The following is a 25,843-nucleotide window of genomic DNA, read 5'->3' on the forward strand; positions in this document are numbered from 1 at the left end:
GCTGCCGGGCGCTGCTGCGGATTCGCGGCGGCGCCCGGCAGCGGTGCGTCGGGGCAGGCACCGCTGTCCGTGATGCCAGAGGCCGCCGACTCTGTACCTACTGGTATGTACACTGCGGGTGTGGACGGTGAGGATACGGCGGAGCGGCTGATCGAGGCCACCCAGGAACTCCTGTGGGAGCGCGGATACGTGGGCACGAGCCCGCGGGCCATCCAGCGGCGTGCCGGAGCGGGCCAGGGCAGCATGTACCACCACTTCGGCGGCAAGCCCGATCTGGCCCGGGCCGCGGTGCGCAGGAGCGCGGGGGAGATGCGGACCCGGGCCGAGGCGGACCTCTCCGGCGCGGGAAGTGCGCTGGAGAGAGTGCGCACCTACCTCACCCGCGAGCGCGCGGTGCTGCGCGGCTGCCGGATCGGCGGACTCGCCCAGGACCCGGACGTGGTCGCCGACCCCGGACTGCTGGCCCCGCTGCACGAGACCTTCGACCGGCTCCGCGCCCGCCTGGCGGAAGTGCTCGAAGAAGGCCGCGCCGACGGGGAGCTGCCGCCGGGTCTCGACCCGGCGGCAACAGCGGCCACCGTCGTCGCCGTCGTCCAGGGCGGCTATGTGCTCGCCCGTTCGGCAGGGCACCCCGGACCGTTCCACGAGGCTGTCGACGGTCTGCTGCGGCTCCTGGAGGCACATACCGCCGAGCCGGACCCCCGCTCATGACCGGCGAGGACACCGGGGCCACAGTCGCCCCGCACGCCGCGAGCGGCTCGCCCGGGTCCGGCCCGGCGGTGCGCACCGTCGAAGGCGATCTCCCCGGAGCGGAGCTGGGCGTCTGCGACGCCCACGACCACCTCTTCCTGCGCAGTCCGCGGCTGCCGGGGCAGGAGCTGGCCGACCCGGACGCCGCTGAGCGGCAGTTGCGCGCCTTCGCCGAGCACGGTGGCCGCAGCCTCGTGCAGTGGACGCCCCACGGGATGGGCCGTCGCTCCGGTGCGCTGGCCGACCTCGCCCGGCGCACCGGAGTGCGACTCGTCGCCGCGACCGGACTGCACCAGGCCCAGCACTACACCGGGGAGCTGCCGTCCGATCCGGCGGCCCTGTTCGTGCAGGAGCTGACCCGCGGGATGCGCGGCGGGGTGTGCGGCGAAGCGCCGCGGGCCGGTCTGATCAAGGTCGCCGGCGACTTCCACGGGCTGGGCCGGTACGCACGGTGGACGATGGCGGCTGCGGCCGAGGCGCACCGGGCGACGGGTGCGCCGATCGCGGTGCACCTGGAGCTGGGCACCGGCGCAGCCGAGGTGCTGGACCACCTGTGCGGGCAGCACGGGGTACCGCCCTCCGGCGTGCTGCTCGGCCACTTGGGGCGGTGCGCGGACCCGGGCATGCAGCGGGCGGTCGCCGCCTCCGGTGCCTGGCTGGTCTTCGACGGGCCCTCGCGCACCCATCACGCGACGGACTGGCGCCTCTTCGGCAGCCTCGCCGAGCTGCTCGAGCGCGGGTACGGAGACCAGCTGCTGATGGGCGGGGACACCGTCACGGCGACAGCCCGCGCGGAGACGGGGGTGCCGTATGTGGCGCGGACACTGCGCCCCCGTGTCGCCGAGGAGTTGGGCGCCGCGGCGGCGCGGCAGATCTTCGAGCGCAACCCTCGGCGGGCTCTCGCCGTCCATTGGAAGGGCTGAGCAGTCCCATCCGGCCCGATCCCGCCGGCGAGGACCGGGAGCGGCCTGGACCGAGCCGAGTACGAAACCTGGACCGAGCCGAGTGAGGAGCCACTCATGTTCACCTTCGCGCAGTTCAGCGACATCCATCTCGGCCAGGATCGGGGCGACGGCGGCGCACGCGCCCGCGAACGCACCGAGCGCGTGCTGGCCTGCCTCTCGGAGGTGCTCGACGGGCTCGACGCCGTCCTGCTCACGGGGGACATCGCCGACCACGGTCGGGAGGACGAGTACACGCTGGCGGCGAAGCTCTTCGCCGACCACGGCGTGCAGCCGCTGATCTGCCCCGGCAACCACGATGCGCGCGGCGCCTACCGCGCGGTGCTGTTGCACGGCGACGCCGCCGACGCCTCGCCCGTCGACGAGGTGCACCGGCTGCCCGGCGCCACCTTCCTGATGTGCGACTCCAGCGTGCCCGGGGAGGGACACGGCCGCCTCGACGACGCCACGCTCGGCTGGCTCGACCGGGAACTCGCCGGGACCCCGGACGACGCGCCCGCGTTCGTGTGCTTCCACCATCCGCCCGTACCGCTGTACGGCCAGTACGTCGATCCGATCCGGCAGTTCGGGGAGGAACGGCTGGCCGAGGTCGTCGGCAGGCACGGCACCGTGGCGGGGCTGCTGTGCGGGCACAGCCACACCCCGGCCGTGACCAGCTTCGCGGGGGTGCCGCTGGTCGCCGCACCCGGTGTGGTCTCCACGCTGAAGATGCCCTGGGAGGGCGAGGAGGGCGGGCCGGTCGACTACACGCTGCCCCCGGTGATCGCCTTCCACGTCCTCGACGACGAGGGCAGGTTGACCACTCACTTCCGGGTCGTGCCCTGAGCCGCGGCCGGTCCCGGAACCGGGAGGGCGGGCGGCTGCCGCAACCCGCCGCCGCACGTCGGCCGGCCGCACTACAGTGCTCCGGGGAACGTGATTCCGGGACACTCGTGTGCGAGCCGCGGAGCCGGGAGTCCGCAGGAGGGGTGGGGGCCATGCGTCCGGGTAAGGAGTGGCGGCACCGGCGGATCTGCCGCGTCCTGACCGTCGCGGTGGCGGCTGTGGCGCTGCTGCTGCTGATCGTCACCGTCGTGCTGACGCTCGGCGGGCATCCGGCCGCCGGGAGCAGCGCCACGCCCTGAGGCCCTCGGCGGCCGCGGATTCCCCCGGCCCGTGGCCCGTCCCCCGTGCCCGGGGCGTGGCGCTCTCCCTGGCATCCGACAGTACGCCGGGTGCCGGTGCCGGTCGTCACCGTTCGGCGGTATTCGCGGATGAGGGAAGGTCGGCCCGCTGCGGTAGCCGGGGCCCGGCCTCGTACCAGGACGGTAGTGCGCGGCTGCCGCGGCTGCCGCGGCCGGCGCGGCCGGTGGATGAGCACCCTGCCGGGGGGTCGCTACGCTGCGGCGATGCGGAGTGCGACGGTCTGGGCCCGGGTGCGTCTGGGGGCTGAGCGGGTGCCGGCGGGGGTGTACGACGGTGTGATCGCGCTCGCCATCACGGCGGTCAGCCTGCTGCTGGGCAACGACCGCGTCCCGGCGGGCTGGTCGGGCCTCGACCCGCCGGGTGTCGCGCTGACCTGTGCGGTGAACCTGCCGCTCGCCGCCCGCCGCCGGTTTCCGAGCACGCTGTGCCTGCTGGTCCTGGCCGTCTGGGCGGTGTACGTGGCGCTGGACTACTGGCCGGTCGTCAACTCCCTGGGGCCGCTCCTCGCGCTGTACACCGTCGCGGCCCTGCGCCCGATGCGCCAGGCGGTGCTGTGCGCCCTGCTGCTCGCGGCGGTGTGGAACCTCGCCGGTACGACGGGTGCGGAGAGCTCCTGGGCCACCGTCCTGGGGCAGAGCGTGCTCTACCCCGGTGTCCTGTGCGGATTCGGCCACCTCGCCCGCAAGGCGGCCCGGCGCAACGTGGAACTGGACCGGCTGACCGACCAGCTGCGGAGCGAGCGGGCGGGGGCCGAGCGGCGTGCCGTCGCCGAGGAGCGGGTCCGCATCGCCCGCGATCTGCACGATGTCGTCGCGCACCACATGTCGGTGATATCCGTGCAGGCGGGCCTGGCTGGCTATGTCTTCGACAGCGATCCGGGCACGGCGCGGGGTGCGCTGGGCACCATAGCCGACACGTCCGGCGATGCACTGGCCGAACTCCGCCGGCTGCTGGCCGTGTTGCGGGTGGAGGACGGCGACGGCCCGGAGGACGGCGGTCGGGGCGTCGGCGGGGGAGAAGACGGGGCTGAGTTCGGTCCGGCACCCGGCCTCGGCCAGCTGCCGGACCTGGTCGAGCGGGTACGCGGTGCGGGTGTGCCCGTGCGGTTCACCGTCACCGGCGAGCCGCGCTCCCCGGCGCCCGGCGCGGGGCAGTGCGCCTACCGCGTGGTCCAGGAGGCGCTGACGAACGTGCTCAAGCACGCCGGTACCGCGCGCGCCGATGTCATCCTCGCCTACGGGCCCCGACAGCTCACCGTGGCGGTCGTCGACGACGGCCCGGGGAGCGCGGGCGCGGAGGATGGCCGGATTTCGCTTCCCTCCGCGGCGGGCTCCCGCCAACCGGGCGGGCACGGCTTGATCGGGATGCGCGAGCGGGCCAGGATCTACGGGGGCCGGCTGGACGCCGGGCCACGGGCGAGCGGCGGATTCGAGGTGCGGCTGATCCTCCCCGCCTGACGGGGCGGAGGGGACACAGGCGGTGGCGACCAGAGTGCTCGTCGTCGACGATCAGGTGCTCATCAGGGCCGGGGTCGCGGCCCTGCTGCGTGCCGCACCGGGCACGGAGGTGGTCGGCGAGGCGCCGGACGGGGACGAGGCGGTCCGGCTCGCCGCGCAGCAGCGGCCCGACGTCGTTCTCATGGACATCCGGATGCCCGGCACCAGCGGCATCACCGCGACCGAGCGGATCCTCGCGCAGAGCACCGAGCCCCGCCCCCGCATCCTGGTGCTGACCACCTTCGACCTGGACGAGTACGTCTACGCGGCGCTGCGCGCGGGAGCCAGCGGCTTCCTGCTCAAGGACACCGGGCCGCAGCGGCTGCTGGCCGCCGTCGCCGCCGTCGCGGAGGGCGACACCCTCTTCGCACCGAGCGTCACCCGGCGGCTCGTCGAGGCATACGCGCCGCGGGCGGAACGGCCGGCCGCGCCGGCCGGGACCCTCGACCAGCTCACCGGGCGGGAGCTGGACGTCCTCCGCCTGGTGGCGGGGGGACTGTCCAACCCCGGGATCGCCCGGGCGCTGGTGATCAGCGAGTCGACCGTCAAGACACACCTCAACCGGACGATGGCCAAGCTGGGCATCGGTTCCCGTGCGCAGGCCGTCGTGCTCGCCTACGAGACCGGGCTGGTCGTCCCGGGCGGCAGGCCGCGGGAGCCGGGCGGATAACGCGCCGGTCCGGTCGGCGGACAGCCCGTCGGGCGGTGCGGAGGAGCTTGTGCTGCGCGGCGTCTGGTGGGTCCGGGGCGAATCGGGTACATACGACCGAGTGGTACCCGGCGGTGGTCGGGGTGGTTCCGGCACTGCGGCCGGCTCCCGTCGGTACCGTTCCCGCACCGCGTGTCCGCCTCCACACCGTTTCGAGGTGAGCGAGATGACCGTCTCCGAGCGTGCAGCACGCGAAGTCGCCGAGGCAGCCCGGGAGAAGGACTGGCGCAAGCCCAGCTTCGCCAAGGAGCTGTTCCTCGGCCGCTTCCGCCTCGACCTCATCCACCCGCACCCGGAACCGGCGGCCGAGGACGCCGCACGGGGCGAGGAATTCCTGGCCCGCCTGCGCGATTTCGCCACCACGAAGATCGACGGAGCGCTGATCGAGCGCGAGTCCCGGATCCCGGACGAGGTGCTCGGCGGCCTCAAGGAGCTCGGCGCGCTCGGCATGAAGATCGGCACCGAGTACGGCGGGCTCGGGCTCACCCAGGTGTACTACAACAAGGCACTCGCGCTGGTCAGCTCCGCCAGCCCCGCCGTCGGGGCCCTGCTCTCGGCACACCAGTCCATCGGTGTGCCGCAGCCGGTCAAGCTGTTCGGCAGCCGGCAGCAGAAGGACGCCTACCTGCCGCGCTGCGCGCGCACCGACATCTCCGCCTTCCTGCTGACCGAGCCCGACGTGGGCTCCGACCCGGCCCGGCTGGCGACGACGGCCGTGCCGGACGGGGACGGCTACGTCCTCGACGGTGTGAAGCTGTGGACGACCAACGGGGTGATCGCCGACCTGCTGGTGGTCATGGCCCGGGTCCCCGAACCGGCTCCCGACGACCCGCGGCGCGCCGAAGGACACCGGGGCGGCATCTCGGCCTTCGTCGTCGAGGCCGGCTCCGAGGGCATCACCGTGGAGAACCGCAACGCCTTCATGGGGCTGCGCGGCATCGAGAACGGCGTCACCCGCTTCCACCGGGTGCGGGTCCCGGCCGCCAACCGGATCGGTCCCGAGGGCGCCGGGCTCAGGATCGCGCTGACCACCCTGAACACGGGTCGGCTGTCGCTGCCCGCCACCTGTGCGGGCAGCGGGAAATGGTGTCTGAAAATCGCCCGCGAGTGGTCCCGGGAACGGGTCCAGTGGGGCAGGCCGGTCGCCGAGCACGAGGCCGTCGGCAGCAAGATCTCCTTCATCGCGGCGACCACCTTCGCCCTGGAAGCGGTCCTGGACCTGTCCTCGCAGATGGCCGACGAGGACCGCAACGACATCCGGATCGAGGCCGCCCTCGCCAAGCTCTACGGCAGTGAGATGGCCTGGCGGATGGCGGACGAGCTGGTGCAGATCCGCGGCGGCCGGGGCTACGAGACCGCCGAGTCGCTGTCGGCCCGCGGCGAACGCGGCGTTCCGGCCGAGCAGTTGCTGCGCGATCTGCGGATCAACCGGATCTTCGAGGGCTCGACCGAGATCATGCACCTGCTGATCGCGCGGGAGGCCGTGGACGCGCATCTGTCGGTGGCCGGGGACCTGATCGATCCGGACAAGACGCTCGCCGACAAGGGCAGGGCGGCGGTCGGTGCGAGCGCGTTCTACGCGAAATGGCTGCCCGGGCTGGTCGCCGGGCCCGGCCGGATGCCGGGCGCCTACGGTGAGTTCGCCGCCCTGGCGGGGCATCTGCGCTACGTCGAGCGCGCCGCCCGCAAGCTGGCCCGCTCCACCTTCTACGCCATGTCCAGGTGGCAGGGCCGGATGGAGACGAAGCAGGGGTTCCTCGGCCGGGTCGTCGACATCGGTGCCGAACTGTTCGCGATGAGCGCCGCCTGCGTGCGGGCCGAGAAGCTGCGGCGCGACGGCACCGACGGGCGGGCCGCGCACCAACTGGCCGACGCGTTCTGCCGGCAGTCCCGCCTCCGGGTCGAGGAGCTCTTCGGACGCCTGTGGAACAACACCGACGACCTGGACGGCACGGTCGTCCGCCAGGTCCTGGACGGGGCCTACAGCTGGCTGGAGGAAGGCGTCGTCGACGCGTCCACCGAGGGCCCCTGGATCGCCGACGCCGCGCCCGGGCCCGCGGAGAGGGAGAACGTGCACCGCCGCGTCCCGTGACCGGTCGCCGTCCGGGCACCCCGGGGCGAGCGGACGGTGGAGCCCGGGCGTCCCGGGGCGCCCGGGCCCCGGCGCGCGTAGCCGATTCCGGCGCGCACCCGGCTCCGCGCCGGTGCGCTGTCCGGTCCCGTCCGGGGAGCGGACACAATAGGGGCATGACCGACTCCCTCGCTGACCCGCATCTGCGCCATCCCGGCACCGGGCCGTCCGGCAACGGCACGGCGGCAGCGTCGCCGGCGGGCGCACCGCGCGACATCGTGATCCTCGGCTCGACGGGCTCGATCGGCACGCAGGCCGTCGACGTCGTGCTGAAGAACCCCGGCCGGTTCCGGGTGACCGCGCTGGCGGCCTCGGGCGGCCGCGTGGACCTGCTCGCCGAGCAGGCGCGGCTGCTGCGGGTGGGCACGGTCGCCGTGGCCCGTACGGAGGCGGTGCCCGACCTGCGCACGGCCCTGCGCGCGGCCTACGGCGGCGGTGAGCCGCTGCCCGAGGTGCTGGCCGGGCCGGACGCGGCGACGGAGCTGGCCGGCTCGCCGTGCCACACGGTGCTCAACGGCATCACCGGTTCCATCGGCCTGGCGCCCACCCTGGCGGCGCTGGAGGCCGGCCGGGTCCTGGCGCTGGCGAACAAGGAATCCCTCATCGTCGGCGGGCCACTGGTCAAGGCGCTGGCGCGGCCCGGCCAGATCGTGCCCGTCGACTCGGAGCACTCCGCGCTGTTCCAGGCGCTGCTCGGCGGTACCCGTGCCGAGGTGCGGAAGCTGCTGGTCACCGCCTCGGGCGGTCCGTTCCGGGGGCGGAGCAGGTCCGAGCTGGCCGAGGTGACCCCGCGCGAGGCGATGGCGCACCCGACCTGGGAGATGGGCCCGGTCATCACCGTGAACTCGGCCACCCTGGTCAACAAGGGCCTGGAGGTGATCGAGGCCCACCTGCTGTACGACATCCCGTTCGAGCGGATCCAGGTGGTGGTCCATCCGCAGTCCGCGGTCCACTCGATGGTGGAGTTCACGGACGGCTCGACCATCGCCCAGTGCGGACCTCCCGACATGCGGCTGCCGATCGCGCTCGGCCTCGGCTGGCCCGAGCGGGTGCCGGACGCCGGACCGGTCTTCTCCTGGACGCAGGCGATGTCCTGGGACTTCCACCCGCTGGACGAGGAGGCGTTCCCCGCCGTGGCGCTGGCGTGCCGGGTGGGTGCGCTGGGCGGAACGGCCCCCGCGGTGTTCAACGCCGCGAACGAGGAGTGCGTCGAGGCGTTTCTGGCCGGAAGGCTGCCGTTCACGGGCATCGTGGATACGGTGGCCGCTGTGGTCGAGGAGCACGGCACGCCGGACGGAACCGGGCTGACTCTTCCCGATGTCCTCGCCGCAGAGAAGTGGGCGCGTGCCCGCGCCCGTGACCTGGCGGCACGTTCCGCCACAGCAACAGCGGAGGCCCGCGCATGACGGCGCTCATGACCATCCTCGGCATAGTCGTCTTCGTCGTCGGCCTGCTGTTCTCCATCGCCTGGCACGAGTTGGGCCACTTCTCCACGGCCAAGATGTTCGGTGTCCGGGTTCCGCAGTTCATGGTCGGCTTCGGCCCCACCCTGTGGTCCAGGCACAGGGGCGAGACCGAGTACGGGATCAAGGCCGTGCCGCTCGGCGGCTACATCCGCATGATCGGCATGTTCCCGCCGGGGGACGACGGGGCCGTGCGGCAGCGCTCCTCCTCGCCGTTCCGCGGCATGATCGAGGACGCGCGTTCGGCCGCGTACGAGGAGCTCAAGCCGGGGGACGAGCACCGGATGCTCTACACCCGCAAGCCGTGGAAGCGCGTCGTCGTGATGTTCGCCGGGCCGTTCATGAACCTGGTGCTGGCCGTGGTGATCTTCCTGCTGGTGCTGATGACCTTCGGCGTCAACACCCAGACCACCACCGTCTCCACGGTCTCGGAGTGCGTGATCCCCGCCTCGGCGCAGACCGACAAGTGTCCCGAGGGTGCCAAGGACTCCCCGGCCAAGGCCGCCGGACTGCAGCCGGGTGACAAGATCGTCTCCTTCGACGGGAAGCGCGTCGAGGACTGGGGCGCACTCCAGCGGAGCATCCGCGACACGACCGGGCCCGCGACCCTGACCGTCGAGCGGGACGGCGCACGGCGGACACTGCACGCCGACCTGATCGAGAACAAGGTCGCCAAGTCCGACGGCCACGGCAGCTATGTGCCCGACGAGTACGTCTCCGCCGGGTTCCTCGGCTTCACCCCGGCCAGTGGGATCGTGCAGCAGTCGTTCCCGCAGGCCGCGGACCGGATGGGCGACATGATGGCCAACGGCGTGGAGGCGCTGATCGCCCTGCCGGGCAAGGTGCCCGACCTGTGGAACGCGGCTTTCGACGGTGCCGAGCGCAAGCAGGACTCGCCGATGGGCGTGGTGGGCGCGGCGCGGGTCGGCGGTGAGGTCTTCTCGCTCGACATCCCGCCGAGCCAGCGGGTGGCGACGATGCTCTTCCTGGTGGCCGGGTTCAATCTGAGCCTGTTCCTGTTCAACATGCTGCCGCTGCTGCCGCTGGACGGCGGACACATCGCGGGGGCTGTGTGGGAGTCGCTCCGGCGGAATCTGGCCAAGGTCTTCCGGCGGCCCGACCCCGGCCCCTTCGACGTCGCCAAGCTGATGCCCATCGCCTATGTGGTGGCCGGGATCTTCCTGTGCTTCACCCTTCTGGTGCTGGTGGCGGACGTGGTCAATCCGGTCAGACTCACCGGCTGACCGGACCCCGGTCCGACACGCGGACGCCCATGCGATTCCTGCATGGGCGTCATGGAATGCGGCATATTTCCCCGACGATGTGCCCGGTGCGACGGCAGTGCCGTAATCTCGGGGGCCGGAGCCCGCTGAACCCGGGACTTGAACGACACCGTTGGGGTTGCACGCTGATGACAGCGATTTCGCTCGGAATGCCGGACGTCCCGGCCAAGCTCGCCGACCGCAGGGTGAGCCGGAAGATCCAGGTAGGACCGGTCGCGGTGGGTGGGGACGCGCCCGTGTCCGTGCAGTCCATGACCACGACCCGCACCGCGGACATCGGCTCGACGCTGCAGCAGATCGCGGAGCTGACGGCGTCCGGCTGCCAGATCGTCCGCGTGGCGTGCCCCACCCAGGACGACGCCGACGCACTCGCCACGATCGCCCGCAAGTCGCAGATCCCGGTCATCGCCGACATCCACTTCCAGCCGAAGTACGTCTTCCAGGCCATCGACGCCGGCTGTGCGGCCGTCCGGGTGAACCCCGGCAACATCAAGCAGTTCGACGACAAGGTCAAGGAGATCGCCACCGCGGCCTCCGCCGCGGGCACCCCCATCCGGATCGGCGTCAACGCGGGCTCCCTGGACAAGCGGCTGCTGGAGAAGTACGGCAAGGCCACTCCCGAGGCCCTGGCCGAGTCCGCGCTGTGGGAGTGCTCGCTCTTCGAGGAGCACGGCTTCCGCGACATCAAGATCTCGGTCAAGCACAACGACCCGGTCGTGATGGTCAACGCCTACCGGCTGCTGGCCCAGCGCTGCGACTATCCGCTGCACCTCGGCGTCACCGAGGCAGGCCCCGCCTTCCAGGGCACCATCAAGTCGGCCGTCGCCTTCGGCGCCCTGCTCAGCGAGGGCATCGGCGACACGATCCGGGTCTCCCTCTCGGCGCCGCCCGCCGAGGAGGTCAAGGTCGGCATCCAGATCCTGGAGTCCCTCGGGCTGCGCCAGCGCGGCCTGGAGATCGTCTCCTGCCCCTCTTGCGGCCGCGCCCAGGTGGACGTCTACAAGCTCGCCGACGAGGTCACCGCGGGCCTGGAGGGCATGGACGTGCCGCTCCGCGTCGCCGTCATGGGCTGCGTCGTCAACGGTCCCGGTGAGGCCCGGGAGGCCGACCTCGGCGTCGCCTCCGGCAACGGCAAGGGGCAGATCTTCGTCAAGGGCGAGGTCATCAAGACCGTCCCCGAGTCCAAGATCGTCGAGACACTCATCGACGAGGCCATGAAGATCGCCGAGCAGATGGAGAAGGACGGCGTCACCTCCGGCGAGCCCGTGGTCACCACGGCGGGCTGAGCCCGGCCCCGGCGCTCCGCCGGCCGGCCCCGACTCTCCTGCGGCCGCCGCGGCCGCCACCGCGTCGCAGCCGCCGCGCGGCCGTACCCGGTCGTGCGGCGGCGCGCTGCTGAGCGCCCGGGTACAGTGCCAGCAGATCGTCCTTCACGCCCGCGGGCCGCACGGTGAGGCACCGAGACCGTTGTTGACCACCACCTCCACCAAGGTCGTCGAACCGGCCGAACTGCAGGAAGCGCTCGCCGTCCTGCGCCGGGAGCCGGTCAACAACGCGTTCGTCACGGCCCGCGTGCAGACCGCCGGGCTCGACCCCTGGCGGCTGGGCGGCGAGATGTGGGGCTGGTACCGGGACGGCAGCCTGGAGGCCCTCTGCTACAACGGCGCCAACCTGGTCCCGCTGTGCGCCGGGCCCGAGGCCGTGCGCGCGTTCGCCGAGCGGGCGCGCCGCCAGGGCCGCCGCTGCTCCTCCATCGTCGGCCCCGCCGGCCCGACCGCCGCGCTGTGGTCCTGGCTGGAGCCGCACTGGGGGCCGGCCCGCGAGGTGCGGGCCAACCAGCCGCTGCTGGTCACCGACCGGGTACCGTCCGACGTCCCGCCCGACCCGCTGGTGCGCCGCGTCGCCAAGGACGAGATGGACCTCGTGCTGCCCGCCTGCGTGGCCATGTTCACCGAGGAGGTCGGCGTCTCCCCGCTCGCCGGCGACGGCGGACTCGTCTACCAGGCGCGGGTCGCCGAGCTGGTCGGCACCGGACGCTCCTTCGCCCGCATCGAGGACGGCCGGGTCGTCTTCAAGGCGGAGATCGGCGCCGTCACCCCCTACGCCTGCCAGATCCAGGGCGTCTGGGTGGCACCGGACCGGCGCGGCGAGGGCCTCTCGGAGACCGGCATGGCCGCCGTCGTCGACCACGCGCTGCGCGACGTCTCCCCGCTCGTGAGCCTGTACGTCAACGACTTCAACACGCCCGCCCGCGCCGCCTACCGGCGCGTCGGCTTCCGCGAGGTCGGCGCGTTCATGAGCGTCCTGTTCTGAGCCCGTACCCCGGTGCGGCCGCGCTGCGCGGCCTCTTCGCGCGGGCCCGGCCGAGGAAGTAGCCTCCCGGCCATGCCGCACACAGCCGGGGGATCGCTCCCGGACCCCCGGAGCGTGGTCACCGGCCCGCTCGACCTCGCCGTCCGCGTCGACGAGGCGCTGGCCGTCCAGGCCGTCGCCTTCGGACTGACCGACGACGAGATCGGCGTCCGCAGGCACATCGTGCTGCGGCACATGGCCTCACCGGGTGCGCGGGCGCTGGGCGCCGCCACCGAGGAAGGCCGGCTGGTCGGCTTCGTCTACGGGATGCCGAACGACCGCTCCCAGTGGTGGTCGACGGTGGTGGAGCCCTATCTGGCCCAGCACGGCTGCCAGGACTGGCTGGACGACACCTTCGTGATCACGGAGCTGCATGTGCACCCGGCCTTCCAGCACCGCGGGATCGGGCGGGAGCTGATCACCCGGCTCACCGACGCGGCCACCGAACCGCGGTCCCTGCTGTCGGCCCTCGACCTCGACAGCCCGGCCCGCGCCCTCTACCGCAGCCTGGGATACCGCGATCTGGCCCGCCGGGTGCAGTTCCCCAGCGCCCCGCAGCCGTACGCGGTGATGGGCGCGTGGCTGCCGCTGGCACGGGACTGAGCGGGTCGGCCGGGCGGCCGCCGTCGCGGCATCTCGTTTCCGTGCTGCCGGTCCGGGCCGATAGGCTCCGCACCGACGTGTTCCGTCACTCATCGCGAGTACAGCCCCGAGCAGGAGTCCCCATGGCAGCCCGTGTCCAGCGTTTGTCCAGGTCGATGCTGAAGACGCTGCGTGACGACCCGGCGGACGCGGAGACACTCAGCCACAAGCTGCTGGTCCGCGCCGGATTCGTACGCCGCACCGCAGCCGGGATCTGGACGTGGCTCCCGCTGGGCAAGCAGGTGCTGGAGAACGTCACCCGCGTCGTCCGCGAGGAGATGGACGCCATCGGCGGCCAGGAGGTGCTGCTCCCGGCGCTGCTGCCCAAGGAGCCCTACGAGGTCTCCGGCCGCTACGAGGAGTACGGCGATCTGCTCTTCCGCCTCAAGGACCGGAAGGGCGGCGACTATCTGCTCGGCCCCACGCACGAGGAGATCTTCACCCAGGTCGTCAAGGACCAGTGCACCTCGTACAAGGACCTGCCGGTCACGGTCTACCAGATCCAGACCAAGTACCGGGACGAGGCCCGCCCCCGCTCCGGCATCCTGCGCGGGCGCGAGTTCACCATGAAGGACTCCTACTCCTTCGACGTCTCCGACGAGGGCCTGGCCGAGTCCTACGCCGCGCACCGCGTCGCCTACCGGCGCATCTTCGAGCGCCTGGGCCTGGACTACCGCATCGTCTCGGCGGTCTCCGGAGCCATGGGCGGCTCCGCCTCGGAGGAGTTCCTGGCGCCCGCCGCAGCCGGCGAGGACACCTTCGTGCAGTGCCCGCAGTGCGGCTACGCGGCCAACACCGAGGCCGTCTCGGTCACGCTCCAGCCCGCCACCACCGAGGGCCACGACCCGGTCGAGAAGCTGGACACCCCCGACACGCCCACCATCGAGACGCTCGCCGAGCACCTGGGCGTGCCCGCCTCGGCGACGCTGAAGAACCTGCTGGTCAAGGTGGACGGCGAGATCACCGCGGTCGGCGTCCCCGGCGACCGCGAGGTGGACCTGGGCAAGCTCGGCGAGCAGCTCGCGCCCGCCACCGTCGAGCTGGTCACCGCGGAGGACTTCGAGGGCCGCCAGGACCTGGTCCGGGGCTACGTGGGACCGCAGGGCGGCATGGCCGGCAAGGCGTTCCGCTACCTGGCCGACCCGCGGGTGGCGCCCGGCACCTCCTGGATCACGGGTGCCAACGAGGAGGGCAAGCACGCCCGCAACGTGGTCTGCGGACGGGACTTCGAGGTCGACCAGTACCTCGATGTCGTCGTCGTCGAGCCGGGTGACCCCTGCCCGAACTGCGGCGCCGGCATCGAGCTGGACCGCGCCATCGAGATCGGCCACATCTTCCAGCTCGGCCGCAAGTACGCCGACGCGTTCGAACTCGACGTGCTCGGCCAGGACGGCAAGCCGGTCCGCGTGACGATGGGCTCCTACGGCATCGGCGTCTCGCGCGCCGTGGCCGCGTTGGCCGAGCAGCACGCCGACGAGCACGGCCTGTACTGGCCGCGCGAGGTGGCGCCCGCCGATGTGCACGTGGTCGCGGCGGGCAAGGCCCAGCAGACGGAGGCCGCGCTGGAGATCGCCGACCGGCTCGGCGCCGCGGGCGTGCGGGTGCTGGTGGACGACCGCACGAGCGTCTCCCCGGGGGTGAAGTTCACCGACGCGGAGCTGATCGGGGTGCCGACCATCCTGATCGCCGGGCGGGGCGTCAAGGACGGCCGCGTCGAACTCAAGGACCGGCGCACCGGCGAGCGCGAGGAGCTCCCCGTCGAGGAGGCTCTCGCGCGGCTCACCCGGAGCTGACCGCGCCCATCCGGCACCGACCGGGTCCGGCCCGGTGCGGGATCCCCGCACCGGGCCGGCCGCGTCACAGCCAGGCCGCGAACTCCAGCAGCATCTCGGCGTCCGCGGTGCCGCCGCCCGCGTACTGCCGGCACGCGGACTCGACCGCGCGGTAGAGCGTCCAGAGCCGCACCCGTTCGCGGGGGACGTCCAGCGAGTCGGCGAGCTTGTTGACACGGCGCCGGGTGGCGGCCGGGGCCCCGCTGGAGGCCATCAGGTCGTGCAGCCGGTCCCGCACCAGCCGCGCCAGGTCGTAGGCGGGCTCCCCGACCAGGGGATCGGGCCCTACCGTCAGCCAGTGCGCCCGCTCGCCGGATCCGGCGGCGGCCAGCACGGCGCCCTGGCGGAAGTCCCCGTGCAGCAGCACCTGCTCGCCCTCGGCGGGGTCGGCCAGCATCGCCGCGCGCGCCTCCAGTGCGGCGGCCACCAGCGGTTCCGCGTCCGGGGGCACCCAGGAGCGCATCCGCGCCGCCTCCAGCGCGGTGTGCTCGGCGACCGTCTCCAGGCCGTGTCCCGCGGCCGGCGGCACCCACAGCCGCCGCACCACCGAGACCGCCTCCAGCGTCGCCTTGGCCTCCGCCAGCGACCGCAGCGACACCTCGCAGCGCAGCCGCTCCAGCAGCAGCACGCCCTCCTCCGGCGCGGCCCGCAGCACCCGTACGGCCCCGAGCCCGTGCCACGCGGTCAGCGCCGCGTACTCGCGCGCGGTCCGCACGAGCGCGGGCGCACCGTCCGGTGCCGGCAGCTTGAGGGCCGCCGGGGTGCCGTCGGCCTGCCGCACCAGCACCACCACGCTGCTGCGCCCGCCCGGAGTCACCACCCGTTCGGCCTCCAGCTCCCACTCCCGGAGCCACCGCTCCAGCAGCGCGGGCAGCTCCCGCAGCCAGTTCTGCGCCGCGGCGGCCGCCGGCGCGCCCTGCTGGGCGGCCAGCGCGCGCGACAGCCGCTGCGGGGGTTCGAGGGGCAGCACGGAAGCCATTCCGGACGGGCCTTTCGTCAGGACTCTCGGGAGCATTCTCGGGGAGCGCGCACGGCCGGATCACAGCGCGCCGGGCACGGCGGAGCGGTCCGGCGCCCCTGAGGGGGAGGCCGGTGAGTCCCCGGCGCCCAGTTCGGTCAGGCCCGGGAAGGCCACCCCGCCGCCCTTCCAGCGGACCGAGCGGACCGCGGCCTCGCGCAGTGCGTCGGCGGCCGTGCGCCGCCGTGCCCCCTCGCTTGCCCGCACCAGGTCCGCGTACACCCCGGCGACCCGGTCCTCCAACTGGGCGGCGAGCCGCACGGCCGCCGCGCTGTCGGGTACGGCGAAGGGCAGCGCGTAGGCGGCGGCGGCCGGTTCCGGTTCGCCGCCGAGTGCGCGGACGGTACGGCGCAGCGCGTCCCGGCGCGCCCGGTGCGCCTCGTAGCACTCCCGGGCCTCGCCCTCGCGGTCCTCGTCGATCCGGCCGCCGACGACGCCGTAGCCGTAGACGGCGGCGTGTTCGGCGCGCAACGCCGCCTGCACAGCGGTCAGTTCCGTCATCCTTCCGCCGCTCCTTCCCGACGCGGTCCGGCCTCGTCCGCCATGCCGTCCTCCGCGCTCCCGCCGTCGTCCGCCGTGCTCTTCCCGTCGTCACCGCTGCCGGCGTCCTTGCCCCGCCGGTCGAGGAGGTATCCGTGCGCCGAGCCGCAGGCGGCCACCGAGGCGAGCAGCCGGGCCAGCTCGGGTGGCGCGCCGTCCAGCGCCCTGGTGCGGGTGTCGGCCAGCTTCCGCTCCGCCCTGGCCAGTGCCGCGAGCGCCGCTGCGGGGCTCTTCGGCACGGAGGCGGTGTCCGGGCCGGGCGGACGTTCGGAGGCGCTCTCCCGCCCGTCGGGCTGCGCCGAGCGGTCGGTGCCGGGTGCGTCGGAGGGGCGCCGCGAGCCGCGACCGCCGGGGGAGGGGGACCGGGTGCCGGACTCGCCGCCGCGCAGTACCCGCACATGGCGGACGATCTCCTCGCGCAGCGGGCGCAGCGGTGCGGCCAGTGCCGGGTGCACCTTGGCCGTGCCGTCGTAGCGGGCCAGCAGGTGTTCGCTGTCGCGTGCCGCGCCGCTGCGCAGCCGCCGCGCCGTGTCGGCACCAGCACCGTCGGCGTCCTCCGCCGCCTCTCCGCCCGTGCAGGCCGTGAGGAGCGGCAGTCCGAACGCCGCTCCGGTGGCGCCCAGCACCCCGGTCAGCAGCGCTCTGCGGCGCGGCCGCGCCGCCGCCGGTGACGGCATCAGCGACATGTGCACTCCCTGGATGTGGGCGAACGGACGGCCAGACGGACTGCGGCCTCGCCCGGGCCCGTGACCGCGGTGGGGCGCAGGTCACGCCCCGCGAGGGTACCCGGGGTCCTTCCCGCGGCTGTCCGCGGCCACCCCTGCCCGGCCGGGGCTGTACCCGGACGCCGCACACGGCGGCGGGGCGGTGCGGCCGCGCACAGCCGTGCGTTGTGCCACCGGGTCGGCGCAGCGCGCCACAGGCGATAGGCTTGGGCGGCGACACGCCCTTGTCACAAGGCCCCCCTACAACAGCACACGCGGCCGAGGAGTCACCCGGATGAGCACCACCCAGAGCGAGAGGCTGCGCGGACTGCTGGAACCGCTCGTCAGCGAGAGGGGGTTGGATCTCGAGGAGATCGATGTGACCCCGGCCGGAAAGCGGCGCGTCCTGCGTGTCGTGGTGGACGCTGAGGACGGGGTCCAGTTGGACACCTGCGCGGAACTGAGCCGCGCCTGCTCCGAAGTGCTCGACGAGAGCGACGCGATGGGCGGCGCCCCGTATGTGCTGGAAGTCACCTCTCCCGGGGCCGACCGGCCGCTGAGCGAGCTGCGGCACTACCGCCGCGCCGTCGGGCGGCTGATCAAGGCGCAGCTCACCGAGGCCGCCGGCGGCGGGGAGCTGACCGCCCGCCTCACCGCTGTCGACGACGAGGGCCTCGACCTGGAGGTGCCCGGGGTCAAGGGGCGCAAGCCCACCGCCCGCAGGCTCGCCTTCGACGAGATCGCCAAGGCGCGGGTCGAGATCGAGTTCAACCCCAAGGCCGCGCAGCAGCGGCGCATGTCCGCGGACGGCGACGCCGAAGCCGCCGGGAACGAGAACGAGGAGGAGGCGTAGCCGTGGACATCGACATGAGTGCCCTGCGCGGGCTGGTCCGGGAGAAGGAGATCTCGCTGGACCTGCTGGTCGAGGCGATCGAGTCGGCCCTCCTCATCGCATACCACCGCACGGAGGGCAGCAGGCGCGACGCGCGCGTCGAGCTGAACCGCAAGACGGGCCACGTCACGGTGTGGGCCAAGGAGAGTGCCGAAGAGCTCGAAGAGGGCGCGGAACCGCGGGAGTTCGACGACACCCCCACCGGATTCGGCCGGATCGCCGCCACGACGGCCAAGCAGGTCATCCTGCAGCGGCTGCGGGACGCCGAGGAGGAGGTCACCTTCGGCGAGTACGCAGGCCGCGAGGGCGACATCGTGGCGGGCGTCGTCCAGCAGGGCAAGGACCCCAAGAGCGTGCTGGTGGACATCGGCAAGCTGGAGGCCATCCTGCCGCCGCAGGAGCAGGTGCCCGGCGAGGAGTACGGGCACGGCACCCGGCTGCGGACCTATGTGGTCCGGGTGGTCAAGGGTGTGCGCGGTCCCTCGGTGACGCTGTCGCGCACCCATCCCAACCTGGTCAAGAAGCTCTTCGAGCTGGAGGTCCCGGAGATCGCGGACGGCTCGGTGGAGATCTCGGCCATCGCCCGCGAGGCGGGCCACCGCACCAAGATCGCCGTACGGTCGGCCCGCTCGGGGCTCAACGCCAAGGGCGCCTGCATCGGCCCGATGGGCGGCCGGGTGCGCAACGTGATGGCGGAGCTGCACGGCGAGAAGATCGACATCGTGGACTGGTCCGAGGACCCGGCCGAACTGGTCGCCAACGCCCTCTCCCCGGCGCGGGTGAGCAAGGTCGAGATCCTCGATCTCGCGGCGCGGTCCGCCCGCGTCACCGTGCCCGACTACCAGCTCTCGCTGGCGATCGGCAAGGAGGGGCAGAACGCCCGGCTCGCCGCGCGCCTCACGGGCTGGCGCATCGACATCCGCCCGGACACCGCCGACGCGGTGGGCGGCGAACCGGCTCCGGAGCGTTCCGCCGAGCACGGCTGAATCACGACGGGACCTGTCACCCCGCGCGGTCGGGTGCGCACGGCACGGATGGCGGACGAGTAACGGCGCCCTTACCCCCCAACGGGTTTCGGGGCTTCGGGGAGGTAGACTTAAGCAGTGTCTGGCCGGACGTGTGGTCGGGCGTGCCCTCAGCGGACCTGTGTCGGCTGCCGGGAGCGCACCGACAAGCAAGGTCTGCTGCGGGTGGTACTGATCGGGGGAAGCCTGATCCCCGATCTTCGCGGTAGGCTGCCCGGTCGGGGTGCGTATGTGCACTCTGTGCCGTCCTGCCTCGAGCAGGCGGTCCGGCGCCGGGCATTCAACCGGGCCTTCCGGGGTCCGGGTCCGTTCGACCTCGCAGATCTGCGGGAGCACGTGGAGCGGAACGCACAGCACGCACCGTAGGAGCCCGTACGGAACCTCCGTACCGGGAGAGGTACCTCGCGAGTGGGAAGTAGGTCGAGATTGCGATGAGCACTCGATGAGTACGCGATGAGTACGCCCATGCATCAGTAGCGAAGGTCCGGCGGACGACCCCCCGGGCCGTAAGGAGCGAAGTGGCTAAGGTCCGGGTATACGAACTCGCCAAGGAACTTGGAGTCGAGAGCAAGGTCGTCATGGCCAAGCTCCAGGAACTCGGTGAATTCGTCCGTTCGGCGTCCTCGACGATCGAGGCGCCGGTAGTCCGCAAATTGACAGACGCGTTCGACGCGGGCTCTGGCTCAGGTGCCAAGAAGTCCGCGGCGAAGCCTGCGGCGCCGAAGAAGGCCGCCGCCCCGACCCCCGCGCCCAAGCCGGGCGCACCCAAGCCGGGCGCCCCGAAGCCCGGTGCCCCCAAGCCGGGCCCCGCGGCCCCGGCGACCCCTGCCCCGAGTGCCCCGAGCCCCGCACAGGATGAGACGGGCGCTGCCGAGGCACCCAAGCCCGGCGCCCCGAAGCCCGGTGCGCCCAAGCCGGGGCCCGCACAGCCGGCCGCGCCGGCGAAGCCGGACTTCCAGGCGCCGCCCGCCGCACCGGGAGCTCCCAAGCCGGGCCAGGCCCCGAAGCCCGGCCAGGCACCCAAGCCGGGTCAGGCTCCCAAGCCGGGCGGCCAGGGCCGTCCGCAGGGCGGTCAGGCGCCGAAGCCGGGTCAGGCTCCCAAGCCGGGCGGGCGCCCCTCCGGCCCGCGCCCGGGCAACAACCCCTTCACCTCCGGTGGCTCCACCGGTATGGCGCGTCCCCAGTCGCCGCGCTCCGGCGGTGCCCCCAAGCCGGGTGCTCCGAAGCCCGGTGCCCCCAAGCCCGGCCAGGGTCAGGGGCAGGGCCAGGGCCAGGGTGGAGCCGGCCAGTCCGGTCCGCGTCCGCAGGCTCCGGGCGGCGGTCGCGCCACGCCGGGCAACATGCCGCGTCCGCAGGCCCCGCAGGGCGGCGGCCCGCGTCCCGGCGGTGCCGGCGGCAACCGTCCGAACCCGGGCATGATGCCGCAGCGTCCCGCTGCGGGCCCGCGTCCCGGCCCCGGCCGCGGCGGCCCCGGCGGCGGTGGCCGTCCGGGTGGCGGTGGCCGTCCGGGTGGCGGCGGTGGTTTCGCCGGTCGTCCCGGTGGCGGCGGTGGCCGTCCGGGCGGTGGCGGTGGTTTCGCCGGTCGTCCCGGTGGCGGTGGCCGTCCCGGTTTCGGTGGCCGCCCCGGCGGTCCCGGCGGCCGCGGTGGCACCCAGGGCGCGTTCGGCCGCCCCGGCGGTCCGGCCCGTCGTGGCCGCAAGTCGAAGCGGCAGCGGCGCCAGGAGTACGAGCAGATGCAGGCGCCGTCGGTCGGCGGCGTGATGCTGCCGCGCGGCAAGGGCGAGATCGTCCGGCTGTCGCGCGGTGCCTCGCTCACGGACTTCGCGGAGAAGATCAACGCCAACCCGGCGTCGCTGGTCCAGGTGATGTTCAACCTGGGCGAGATGGTCACCGCGACCCAGTCCGTCTCCGACGAGACGCTGAACCTCCTCGGCGAGGAGATGAACTACGTCGTCCAGATCGTCAGCCCGGAGGAGGAGGACCGCGAGCTTCTCGAGTCCTTCGACATCGAGTTCGGCGAGGACGAGGGCGGCGAGACGGCGCTCGTGGCGCGTCCCCCGGTGGTGACCGTCATGGGTCACGTCGACCACGGTAAGACGCGGTTGCTGGACGCGATCCGGAAGACCAACGTCATCGAGGGCGAAGCCGGCGGCATCACCCAGCACATCGGTGCCTACCAGGCGTCGACCGAGGTGAACGACGAAGAGCGCAAGATCACCTTCATCGACACCCCCGGTCACGAGGCGTTCACCGCCATGCGTGCCCGCGGTGCCAAGTCGACCGACATCGCGATCCTCGTGGTCGCGGCCAACGACGGCGTGATGCCGCAGACCATCGAGGCGCTCAACCACGCCAAGGCGGCCGAGGTGCCGATCGTCGTCGCGGTCAACAAGATCGACGTCGAGGGTGCCGACCCCACCAAGGTCCGCGGCCAGCTGACCGAGTACGGGCTGGTGGCCGAGGAGTACGGCGGCGACACGATGTTCGTCGACATCTCCGCGCGCCAGGGGCTGAACATCGAGGAGCTCCTCGAGGCCGTGGTCCTGACCGCGGACGCCTCGCTCGACCTGCGGGCCAACCCCGACCAGGACGCGCAGGGTCTCGCCATCGAGGCCCACCTCGACCGCGGCCGCGGCGCCGTGGCGACCGTCCTGGTCCAGCGCGGCACGCTGCGGGTCGGCGAGACCATGGTCGTGGGCGACGCCTACGGCCGGGTGCGCGCGATGCTCGACGACAAGGGCGAGAACATCAAGGAAGCGGGTCCCTCGACCCCCGTCCTGGTGCTCGGTCTCACCAATGTCCCGGGCGCCGGCGACAACTTCCTGGTGGTGGACGAGGACCGCACGGCACGGCAGATCGCCGAGAAGCGCGCGGCGCGCGAGCGCAACGCGGCCTTCGCCAAGCGGACCCGCCGCGTCTCCCTGGAGGACCTGGACAAGGTGCTCAAGGCGGGCGAGGTGCAGCAGCTCAACCTCATCATCAAGGGCGACGCGTCCGGTTCGGTGGAGGCCCTGGAGTCCTCGCTGCTCCAGCTCGACGTCGGCGAAGAGGTGGACCTGCGCATCCTGCACCGCGGGGTGGGTGCGGTCACCGAGACCGACATCGACCTGGCGACCGGCTCCGACGCCATCGTGATCGGCTTCAACGTCCGCGCCGAGGGGCGTGCGACCCAGCTGGCCGAGCGCGAGGGTGTGGACGTCCGCTACTACTCGGTGATCTACCAGGTCATCGAGGAGATCGAGGCGGCGCTCAAGGGCATGCTCAAGCCCGAGTACGAAGAGGTCGAGCTGGGCACGGCGGAGATCCGCGAGGTCTTCCGTTCGTCCAAGCTGGGCAACATCGCCGGTGTCCTCATCCGCTCCGGCGAGGTGCGCAGGAACACCAAGGCCCGCGTCATCCGGGACGGCAAGGTCGTGGCGGAGAACCTCAACATCGAGGGCCTGCGCCGCTTCAAGGACGATGTCACCGAGATCCGCGAAGGCTTCGAGGGCGGTATCAACCTCGGGAACTTCAACGACATCAAGGTCGACGACGTCATCGCGACGTACGAGATGCGGGAGAAGCCGCGCGGCTGATCCCTGCGCAGGGCAACCCGTGCATCGCCCGGTCACCGTGAGTGGTGATCGGGCGATGCACGGGACCGGGGCCGACCGGCGGAGTATTTCCGTCGATCGGCCCCGGCCGTTGCGTGTACGGTGCCAGTGCATTCCAGGCCCCCAGCCACCGCTGGGCGGCACCCCCAAGGCCCCACGGGTGGCTTGACCCGGACTGTATGTACGTAGGGACGCTGTCCTTCGACCTGCTTCTCGGCGATGTGCGGTCGCTCAAGGAGAAGCGCTCCGTCGTCCGCCCCATCGTCGCCGAGTTGCAGCGCAAGCACGCGGTCAGTGTCGCCGAGACGGGCGAGCAGGACCTCTACCGCAGAGCCCACATCGGACTGGCGGCGGTGTCCGGCGACGCCGGGCACCTCAGCGACTTGCTGGACCGCTGCGAGCGGCTGGTCGCCGGGCGCCCCGAGGTGGAACTGCTCTCCGTGCGGCGGCAGTTCCACGGCGACGACGCATAGCACCACAGCCGCCGCGACAGGCGCCGCGGTGGAGAACGCAGAACGTCAGCAGACGCAGAGAGAACGCAGCAGCGCGTGAGCGCGAGGCGCAGAGCAAGGAGACGGACCAGTGGCCGACAAGGCGCGGGCGAAGAGGCTGGCGGACCTCATCCGTGAGGTGGTCGCCGAGAAGCTGCACCGCGGTATCAAAGACCCCCGGCTCGGCACCCAGGTGACCGTCACGGACACCCGGGTCACCGGGGACCTCAGAGAGGCGACGGTCTTCTACACCGTGTACGGCGACGAGGAGGACCGCAAGGCGGCCGCAGCCGGACTGGAGAGCGCCAAGGGCGTGCTCCGCTCCGCTGTCGGCTCGGCGGCGGGAATCAAGCACACCCCGAGTCTGACGTTCGTCGCGGACGCGCTCCCGGAGAACGCCAAGACGATCGACGAGGCGCTCGCCCGCGCGCGGGCCGCCGACGAGGAGGTCCGCAAGACCTCTTCCGGAGCCTCCTACGCCGGTGAGGCCGACCCCTACCGCAAGCCGGGCGAGTCCGACCTGGACGGCGGGGACGGCGAGGGCGGCGAGGACGAGAGCGCCTGATCCGTGGCACGCAGAAGAGACAACGGCCCCGGCGGGCTGCTCGTCGTCGACAAGCCCGCCGGGTTCACCTCGCACGACGTCGTGGCCAAGGTGCGCGGTATGGCCCGCACCCGGCGGGTCGGCCACGCGGGAACACTCGACCCGATGGCCACCGGCGTGCTGGTCGTCGGCACCGAACGGGCCACCCGCCTGCTCGGCCACCTCGCCCTGACGGAGAAGGAATACGTCGCGACCCTCCGGCTCGGGCAGGAGACCGTGACGGAGGACGCCGAGGGGGAGATCACCGCCGCGCGGGGCGCCGAGGACGTCGACCGCCAGCGGCTCGACGCGGCCGTCGGCGCCCGGACCGGCCCCATCTCGCAGGTACCCTCCGCGGTCAGTGCCGTGAAGGTGGACGGCAAGCGCGCCTACGCCCGGGTCCGCGAGGGCGAGGAGGTGGAGCTGGCCGCCCGCCCGGTCACCGTCTCCTCCTTCCAGGTGCACGATGTGCGCCCGGACACCGCCGAGGACGGCACACCCGTCACGGACGTGCTCGTGTCGGTCGTGTGCTCCTCCGGCACCTATGTGCGCGCACTCGCCCGCGACGTGGGCGCGGAACTGGGCACGGGCGGCCATCTGACCGCGCTGCGGCGCACCAGGGTCGGCCCCTACGGCTTGGACGGCGCGCACACCATGGAGCAGTTGCAGCAGTTCGTGGACGCCGAACAGCTGCTGCCGGTGCTGCCGCTGGGTGACGCCGCCGCGGCGGCGTTCGCCCGCTGGGACGTCGACGAGGAGCAGGCGCGCCGTATCGGCAACGGCGTGCAGTTGCGGATGCCCCGCGACAGCGGACCGGGCCCCGTCGCGGTGTTCGGCCCGGGCGGGCAGTTCGTCGCACTGGTGGAGGAGCGCGAGGGCAGGGCCAGGAGCCTGGCCGTCTTCGTGTGAGGCCCGCCCGGTGCCGTCGGGGCGGCTCCCCGTGCGGCGGCCGCGACACGCAGGGCGGCGCGTGCCGCGCAGCCCCCGGCGCCGGGATCCGGAGCGGGCGTGTGCCACGCCACCTGGTACCTCCCGAGGTGGGTCCCTGCGGGCCGCGCCGGCGGGGCATGGCACCCTTGGACCGGCGGCGGAACCCGCCGTCATCACCAACGGCACAGGCACTGGCGAACTAGGTAGCGACGAGGAGCAGACGTGCAGCGCTGGCGTGGCTTGGAGGACATCCCCGAGGGCTGGGGGCGCAGCGTCGTCACCATCGGCTCGTACGACGGGGTGCACCGGGGGCACCAGCTCATCATCGGCAGGACCGTGGAGCGCGCCCGGGAACTGGGCGTCCCCGCCGTCGTCGTCACGTTCGACCCGCACCCCAGCGAGGTCGTCCGGCCGGGCAGCCACCCCCCGCTGCTCGCACCGCATCACCGGCGGGCCGAACTCATGGGCGAACTGGGGGTGGACGCGGTTCTCGTGCTCCCCTTCACCTCCGAGTTCTCCAAGCTGTCGCCCGCCGACTTCGTGGTCAAGGTCCTGGTGGACAAGCTGCACGCGCGCAGTGTCGTGGAGGGCCCGAACTTCCGCTTCGGACACAAGGCGGCCGGCACCGTCGCCTCCCTGGCCGAACTCGGCGGCACCTACGACTACGACGTGACCGTCGTCGACCTCTTCGAGCGCACGGACGGCGGCGAGGCGTTCTCCTCCACGATGGCCCGCCGGCTGGTGGCCGAGGGCGATGTGCGCGGCGCGGCGCAGGTGCTGGGCCGCCCGCACCGCGTCGAGGGCGTGGTGGTGCGTGGTGCGCAGCGGGGCCGCGAACTCGGCTATCCCACGGCGAACGTGGAGACCCTTCCGCACACGGCCGTCCCGGCCGACGGCGTGTACGCCGGCTGGCTGACGGTGAACGGTGAGGCGATGCCCGCCGCGCTCTCGGTCGGCACGAATCCCCAGTTCGACGGCGTCGAGCGCACAGTGGAGGCGTACGCCATCGACCGGGTGGACCTGGACCTGTACGAGTTGCACGCGGCGGTGGACTTCCTGGAGTACATCCGGGGCCAGGAGAAGTTCGAGACGCTCGAGGCGCTGAAGGAACGGATGGCCCAGGACGTCGAGGAGTCCCGGCGGCTGGTGGCCGCGGCGGAGGACTGAGTCGCACCCCGGACCTCCCGGTCCGGCGGGCGGCTCGTCAGGATCCGCGCCGGAACGGACGGATCGGCCGGGCGGAAGCAGGTGAGGGGCGGTCG

24 protein-coding genes are annotated in these 25,843 nt (G+C 73.0%); 21 read left to right on the forward strand and 3 right to left on the reverse strand.

Going from position 1 to position 25,843, the window contains the following annotated elements; all coding sequences use genetic code 11:
- Positions 1-105: 105 nt before the first annotated feature.
- The 13 genes from ACFYMO_RS14750 (at position 106) to ACFYMO_RS14810 (ending at position 14,766) form a co-directional block, all read left to right on the forward strand.
- On the forward strand, positions 106-711 hold the full coding sequence (locus ACFYMO_RS14750; RefSeq protein ID WP_366774069.1) for a TetR/AcrR family transcriptional regulator: 606 nt from the start codon (positions 106-108) through the stop codon (positions 709-711).
- Complete coding sequence (locus ACFYMO_RS14755) at positions 708-1,673, forward strand: phosphotriesterase (protein ID WP_366774068.1); 966 nt, start codon at positions 708-710, stop codon at positions 1,671-1,673. The genes ACFYMO_RS14750 and ACFYMO_RS14755 overlap by 4 nt, the downstream gene beginning before the upstream one ends.
- Before the next feature lie 96 nt (positions 1,674-1,769).
- The gene (locus tag ACFYMO_RS14760) at positions 1,770-2,537 is read left to right on the forward strand and encodes a metallophosphoesterase (RefSeq protein WP_366774067.1); all 768 of its coding nucleotides are present in this window, start codon (positions 1,770-1,772) and stop codon (positions 2,535-2,537) included.
- A 152-nt stretch (positions 2,538-2,689) separates the two neighbouring features.
- The gene (locus ACFYMO_RS14765) at positions 2,690-2,836 is read left to right on the forward strand and encodes a hypothetical protein (RefSeq protein WP_388546530.1); all 147 of its coding nucleotides are present in this window, start codon (positions 2,690-2,692) and stop codon (positions 2,834-2,836) included.
- Between the two features lie 264 nt (positions 2,837-3,100).
- A complete protein-coding gene (locus tag ACFYMO_RS14770; RefSeq protein ID WP_366774065.1) occupies positions 3,101-4,354 on the forward strand; it encodes a histidine kinase in 1,254 nt (417 codons plus the stop codon).
- Positions 4,355-4,376: 22 nt separating this feature from the next.
- Positions 4,377-5,063, forward strand: coding sequence for a response regulator transcription factor (locus ACFYMO_RS14775; protein ID WP_366774064.1), 687 nt, complete (start codon positions 4,377-4,379; stop codon positions 5,061-5,063).
- Positions 5,064-5,268: 205 nt separating this feature from the next.
- Entirely contained in the window at positions 5,269-7,194 is a 1,926-nt protein-coding gene (locus tag ACFYMO_RS14780; RefSeq protein WP_366774085.1) for an acyl-CoA dehydrogenase family protein, read from the forward strand.
- A 155-nt stretch (positions 7,195-7,349) separates the two neighbouring features.
- Complete coding sequence (gene dxr, locus ACFYMO_RS14785) at positions 7,350-8,639, forward strand: 1-deoxy-D-xylulose-5-phosphate reductoisomerase (protein ID WP_366774063.1); 1,290 nt, start codon at positions 7,350-7,352, stop codon at positions 8,637-8,639.
- The gene (locus ACFYMO_RS14790; protein WP_366774062.1) at positions 8,636-9,940 is read left to right on the forward strand and encodes a site-2 protease family protein; all 1,305 of its coding nucleotides are present in this window, start codon (positions 8,636-8,638) and stop codon (positions 9,938-9,940) included. Before dxr ends, ACFYMO_RS14790 begins: the two co-directional genes overlap by 4 nt.
- A 167-nt stretch (positions 9,941-10,107) precedes the next feature.
- Positions 10,108-11,265 (forward strand): flavodoxin-dependent (E)-4-hydroxy-3-methylbut-2-enyl-diphosphate synthase, encoded by a 1,158-nt coding sequence (gene ispG / locus ACFYMO_RS14795; protein WP_366774061.1) that lies wholly within the window; start codon positions 10,108-10,110, stop codon positions 11,263-11,265.
- Between the two features lie 181 nt (positions 11,266-11,446).
- On the forward strand, positions 11,447-12,292 hold the full coding sequence (locus ACFYMO_RS14800; RefSeq protein WP_366774060.1) for a GNAT family N-acetyltransferase: 846 nt from the start codon (positions 11,447-11,449) through the stop codon (positions 12,290-12,292).
- Between the two features lie 72 nt (positions 12,293-12,364).
- Complete coding sequence (locus ACFYMO_RS14805; RefSeq protein WP_388546536.1) at positions 12,365-12,934, forward strand: GNAT family N-acetyltransferase; 570 nt, start codon at positions 12,365-12,367, stop codon at positions 12,932-12,934.
- A gap of 122 nt (positions 12,935-13,056) precedes the next feature.
- Positions 13,057-14,766, forward strand: coding sequence for a proline--tRNA ligase (locus ACFYMO_RS14810; RefSeq protein WP_366774058.1), 1,710 nt, complete (start codon positions 13,057-13,059; stop codon positions 14,764-14,766).
- 64 nt (positions 14,767-14,830) lie between these two features.
- On the opposite strand, the gene ACFYMO_RS14815 is transcribed toward ACFYMO_RS14810, so the two are convergent.
- Genes ACFYMO_RS14815 through ACFYMO_RS14825 form a run of 3 tightly spaced genes read right to left on the reverse strand, consistent with a single transcriptional unit; the run spans position 14,831 to position 17,049 of the window.
- On the reverse strand, positions 14,831-15,784 hold the full coding sequence (locus tag ACFYMO_RS14815; protein ID WP_366774057.1) for an aminoglycoside phosphotransferase family protein: 954 nt from the start codon (positions 15,782-15,784) through the stop codon (positions 14,831-14,833).
- A 60-nt stretch (positions 15,785-15,844) separates the two neighbouring features.
- Positions 15,845-16,324, reverse strand: a complete 480-nt coding sequence (locus ACFYMO_RS14820) for a ferritin-like domain-containing protein (protein ID WP_366774056.1) — start codon at positions 16,322-16,324, stop codon at positions 15,845-15,847.
- Positions 16,321-17,049: a hypothetical protein gene (locus tag ACFYMO_RS14825; protein WP_366774055.1), complete on the reverse strand. Its 729-nt coding sequence runs from the start codon at positions 17,047-17,049 to the stop codon at positions 16,321-16,323. The genes ACFYMO_RS14820 and ACFYMO_RS14825 overlap by 4 nt, the downstream gene beginning before the upstream one ends.
- Before the next feature lie 313 nt (positions 17,050-17,362).
- Here ACFYMO_RS14825 and rimP point away from each other — a divergent pair, with 313 nt between their 5' ends.
- From rimP to ACFYMO_RS14865, 8 genes are all read left to right on the forward strand, one after another.
- Positions 17,363-17,920 carry a ribosome maturation factor RimP gene (rimP, locus tag ACFYMO_RS14830; protein ID WP_366774054.1) on the forward strand — a complete coding sequence of 186 codons (558 nt, stop codon included), beginning with the start codon at positions 17,363-17,365 and terminating at the stop codon, positions 17,918-17,920.
- 2 nt (positions 17,921-17,922) lie between these two features.
- Positions 17,923-18,945, forward strand: a complete 1,023-nt coding sequence (nusA, locus tag ACFYMO_RS14835) for a transcription termination factor NusA (protein ID WP_366774053.1) — start codon at positions 17,923-17,925, stop codon at positions 18,943-18,945.
- Between the two features lie 117 nt (positions 18,946-19,062).
- A complete protein-coding gene (locus ACFYMO_RS14840) occupies positions 19,063-19,350 on the forward strand; it encodes a YlxR family protein (RefSeq protein ID WP_366774052.1) in 288 nt (95 codons plus the stop codon).
- Positions 19,351-19,502: 152 nt separating this feature from the next.
- Positions 19,503-22,559, forward strand: coding sequence for a translation initiation factor IF-2 (infB, locus tag ACFYMO_RS14845; protein WP_366774051.1), 3,057 nt, complete (start codon positions 19,503-19,505; stop codon positions 22,557-22,559).
- Positions 22,560-22,756: 197 nt separating this feature from the next.
- Positions 22,757-23,050: a DUF503 domain-containing protein gene (locus tag ACFYMO_RS14850; protein WP_366774050.1), complete on the forward strand. Its 294-nt coding sequence runs from the start codon at positions 22,757-22,759 to the stop codon at positions 23,048-23,050.
- 109 nt (positions 23,051-23,159) lie between these two features.
- Positions 23,160-23,633 (forward strand): 30S ribosome-binding factor RbfA, encoded by a 474-nt coding sequence (gene rbfA / locus ACFYMO_RS14855; protein ID WP_366774049.1) that lies wholly within the window; start codon positions 23,160-23,162, stop codon positions 23,631-23,633.
- 3 nt (positions 23,634-23,636) lie between these two features.
- Positions 23,637-24,560 carry a tRNA pseudouridine(55) synthase TruB gene (gene truB / locus ACFYMO_RS14860; RefSeq protein WP_366774048.1) on the forward strand — a complete coding sequence of 308 codons (924 nt, stop codon included), beginning with the start codon at positions 23,637-23,639 and terminating at the stop codon, positions 24,558-24,560.
- Between the two features lie 243 nt (positions 24,561-24,803).
- Positions 24,804-25,748: a bifunctional riboflavin kinase/FAD synthetase gene (locus tag ACFYMO_RS14865; RefSeq protein ID WP_366774047.1), complete on the forward strand. Its 945-nt coding sequence runs from the start codon at positions 24,804-24,806 to the stop codon at positions 25,746-25,748.
- The last annotated feature ends 95 nt before the right edge of the window (positions 25,749-25,843 follow it).

This window comes from Streptomyces sp. NPDC007025 (assembly GCF_042869455.1).
Classification (GTDB): Bacteria; Actinomycetota; Actinomycetes; order Streptomycetales; family Streptomycetaceae; genus Streptomyces.

Coding starts and splice junctions, on each gene's coding strand:
- ACFYMO_RS14810 (WP_366774058.1), top strand. CDS start 13,057: ATGGCAGCCCGTGTCCAGCGTTTGTCCAGGTCGATGCTGAAGACGCTG.
- ACFYMO_RS14760 (WP_366774067.1), top strand. CDS start 1,770: ATGTTCACCTTCGCGCAGTTCAGCGACATCCATCTCGGCCAGGATCGG.
- ACFYMO_RS14750 (WP_366774069.1), top strand. CDS start 106: ATGTACACTGCGGGTGTGGACGGTGAGGATACGGCGGAGCGGCTGATC.
- rimP (WP_366774054.1), top strand. CDS start 17,363: ATGAGCACCACCCAGAGCGAGAGGCTGCGCGGACTGCTGGAACCGCTC.
- ispG (WP_366774061.1), top strand. CDS start 10,108: ATGACAGCGATTTCGCTCGGAATGCCGGACGTCCCGGCCAAGCTCGCC.
- ACFYMO_RS14765 (WP_388546530.1), top strand. CDS start 2,690: ATGCGTCCGGGTAAGGAGTGGCGGCACCGGCGGATCTGCCGCGTCCTG.
- ACFYMO_RS14770 (WP_366774065.1), top strand. CDS start 3,101: ATGCGGAGTGCGACGGTCTGGGCCCGGGTGCGTCTGGGGGCTGAGCGG.
- ACFYMO_RS14790 (WP_366774062.1), top strand. CDS start 8,636: ATGACGGCGCTCATGACCATCCTCGGCATAGTCGTCTTCGTCGTCGGC.
- ACFYMO_RS14820 (WP_366774056.1), bottom strand. CDS start 16,324: ATGACGGAACTGACCGCTGTGCAGGCGGCGTTGCGCGCCGAACACGCC.
- ACFYMO_RS14755 (WP_366774068.1), top strand. CDS start 708: ATGACCGGCGAGGACACCGGGGCCACAGTCGCCCCGCACGCCGCGAGC.
- ACFYMO_RS14815 (WP_366774057.1), bottom strand. CDS start 15,784: ATGGCTTCCGTGCTGCCCCTCGAACCCCCGCAGCGGCTGTCGCGCGCG.
- ACFYMO_RS14825 (WP_366774055.1), bottom strand. CDS start 17,049: ATGTCGCTGATGCCGTCACCGGCGGCGGCGCGGCCGCGCCGCAGAGCG.
- ACFYMO_RS14850 (WP_366774050.1), top strand. CDS start 22,757: ATGTACGTAGGGACGCTGTCCTTCGACCTGCTTCTCGGCGATGTGCGG.
- ACFYMO_RS14780 (WP_366774085.1), top strand. CDS start 5,269: ATGACCGTCTCCGAGCGTGCAGCACGCGAAGTCGCCGAGGCAGCCCGG.
- dxr (WP_366774063.1), top strand. CDS start 7,350: ATGACCGACTCCCTCGCTGACCCGCATCTGCGCCATCCCGGCACCGGG.
- ACFYMO_RS14805 (WP_388546536.1), top strand. CDS start 12,365: ATGCCGCACACAGCCGGGGGATCGCTCCCGGACCCCCGGAGCGTGGTC.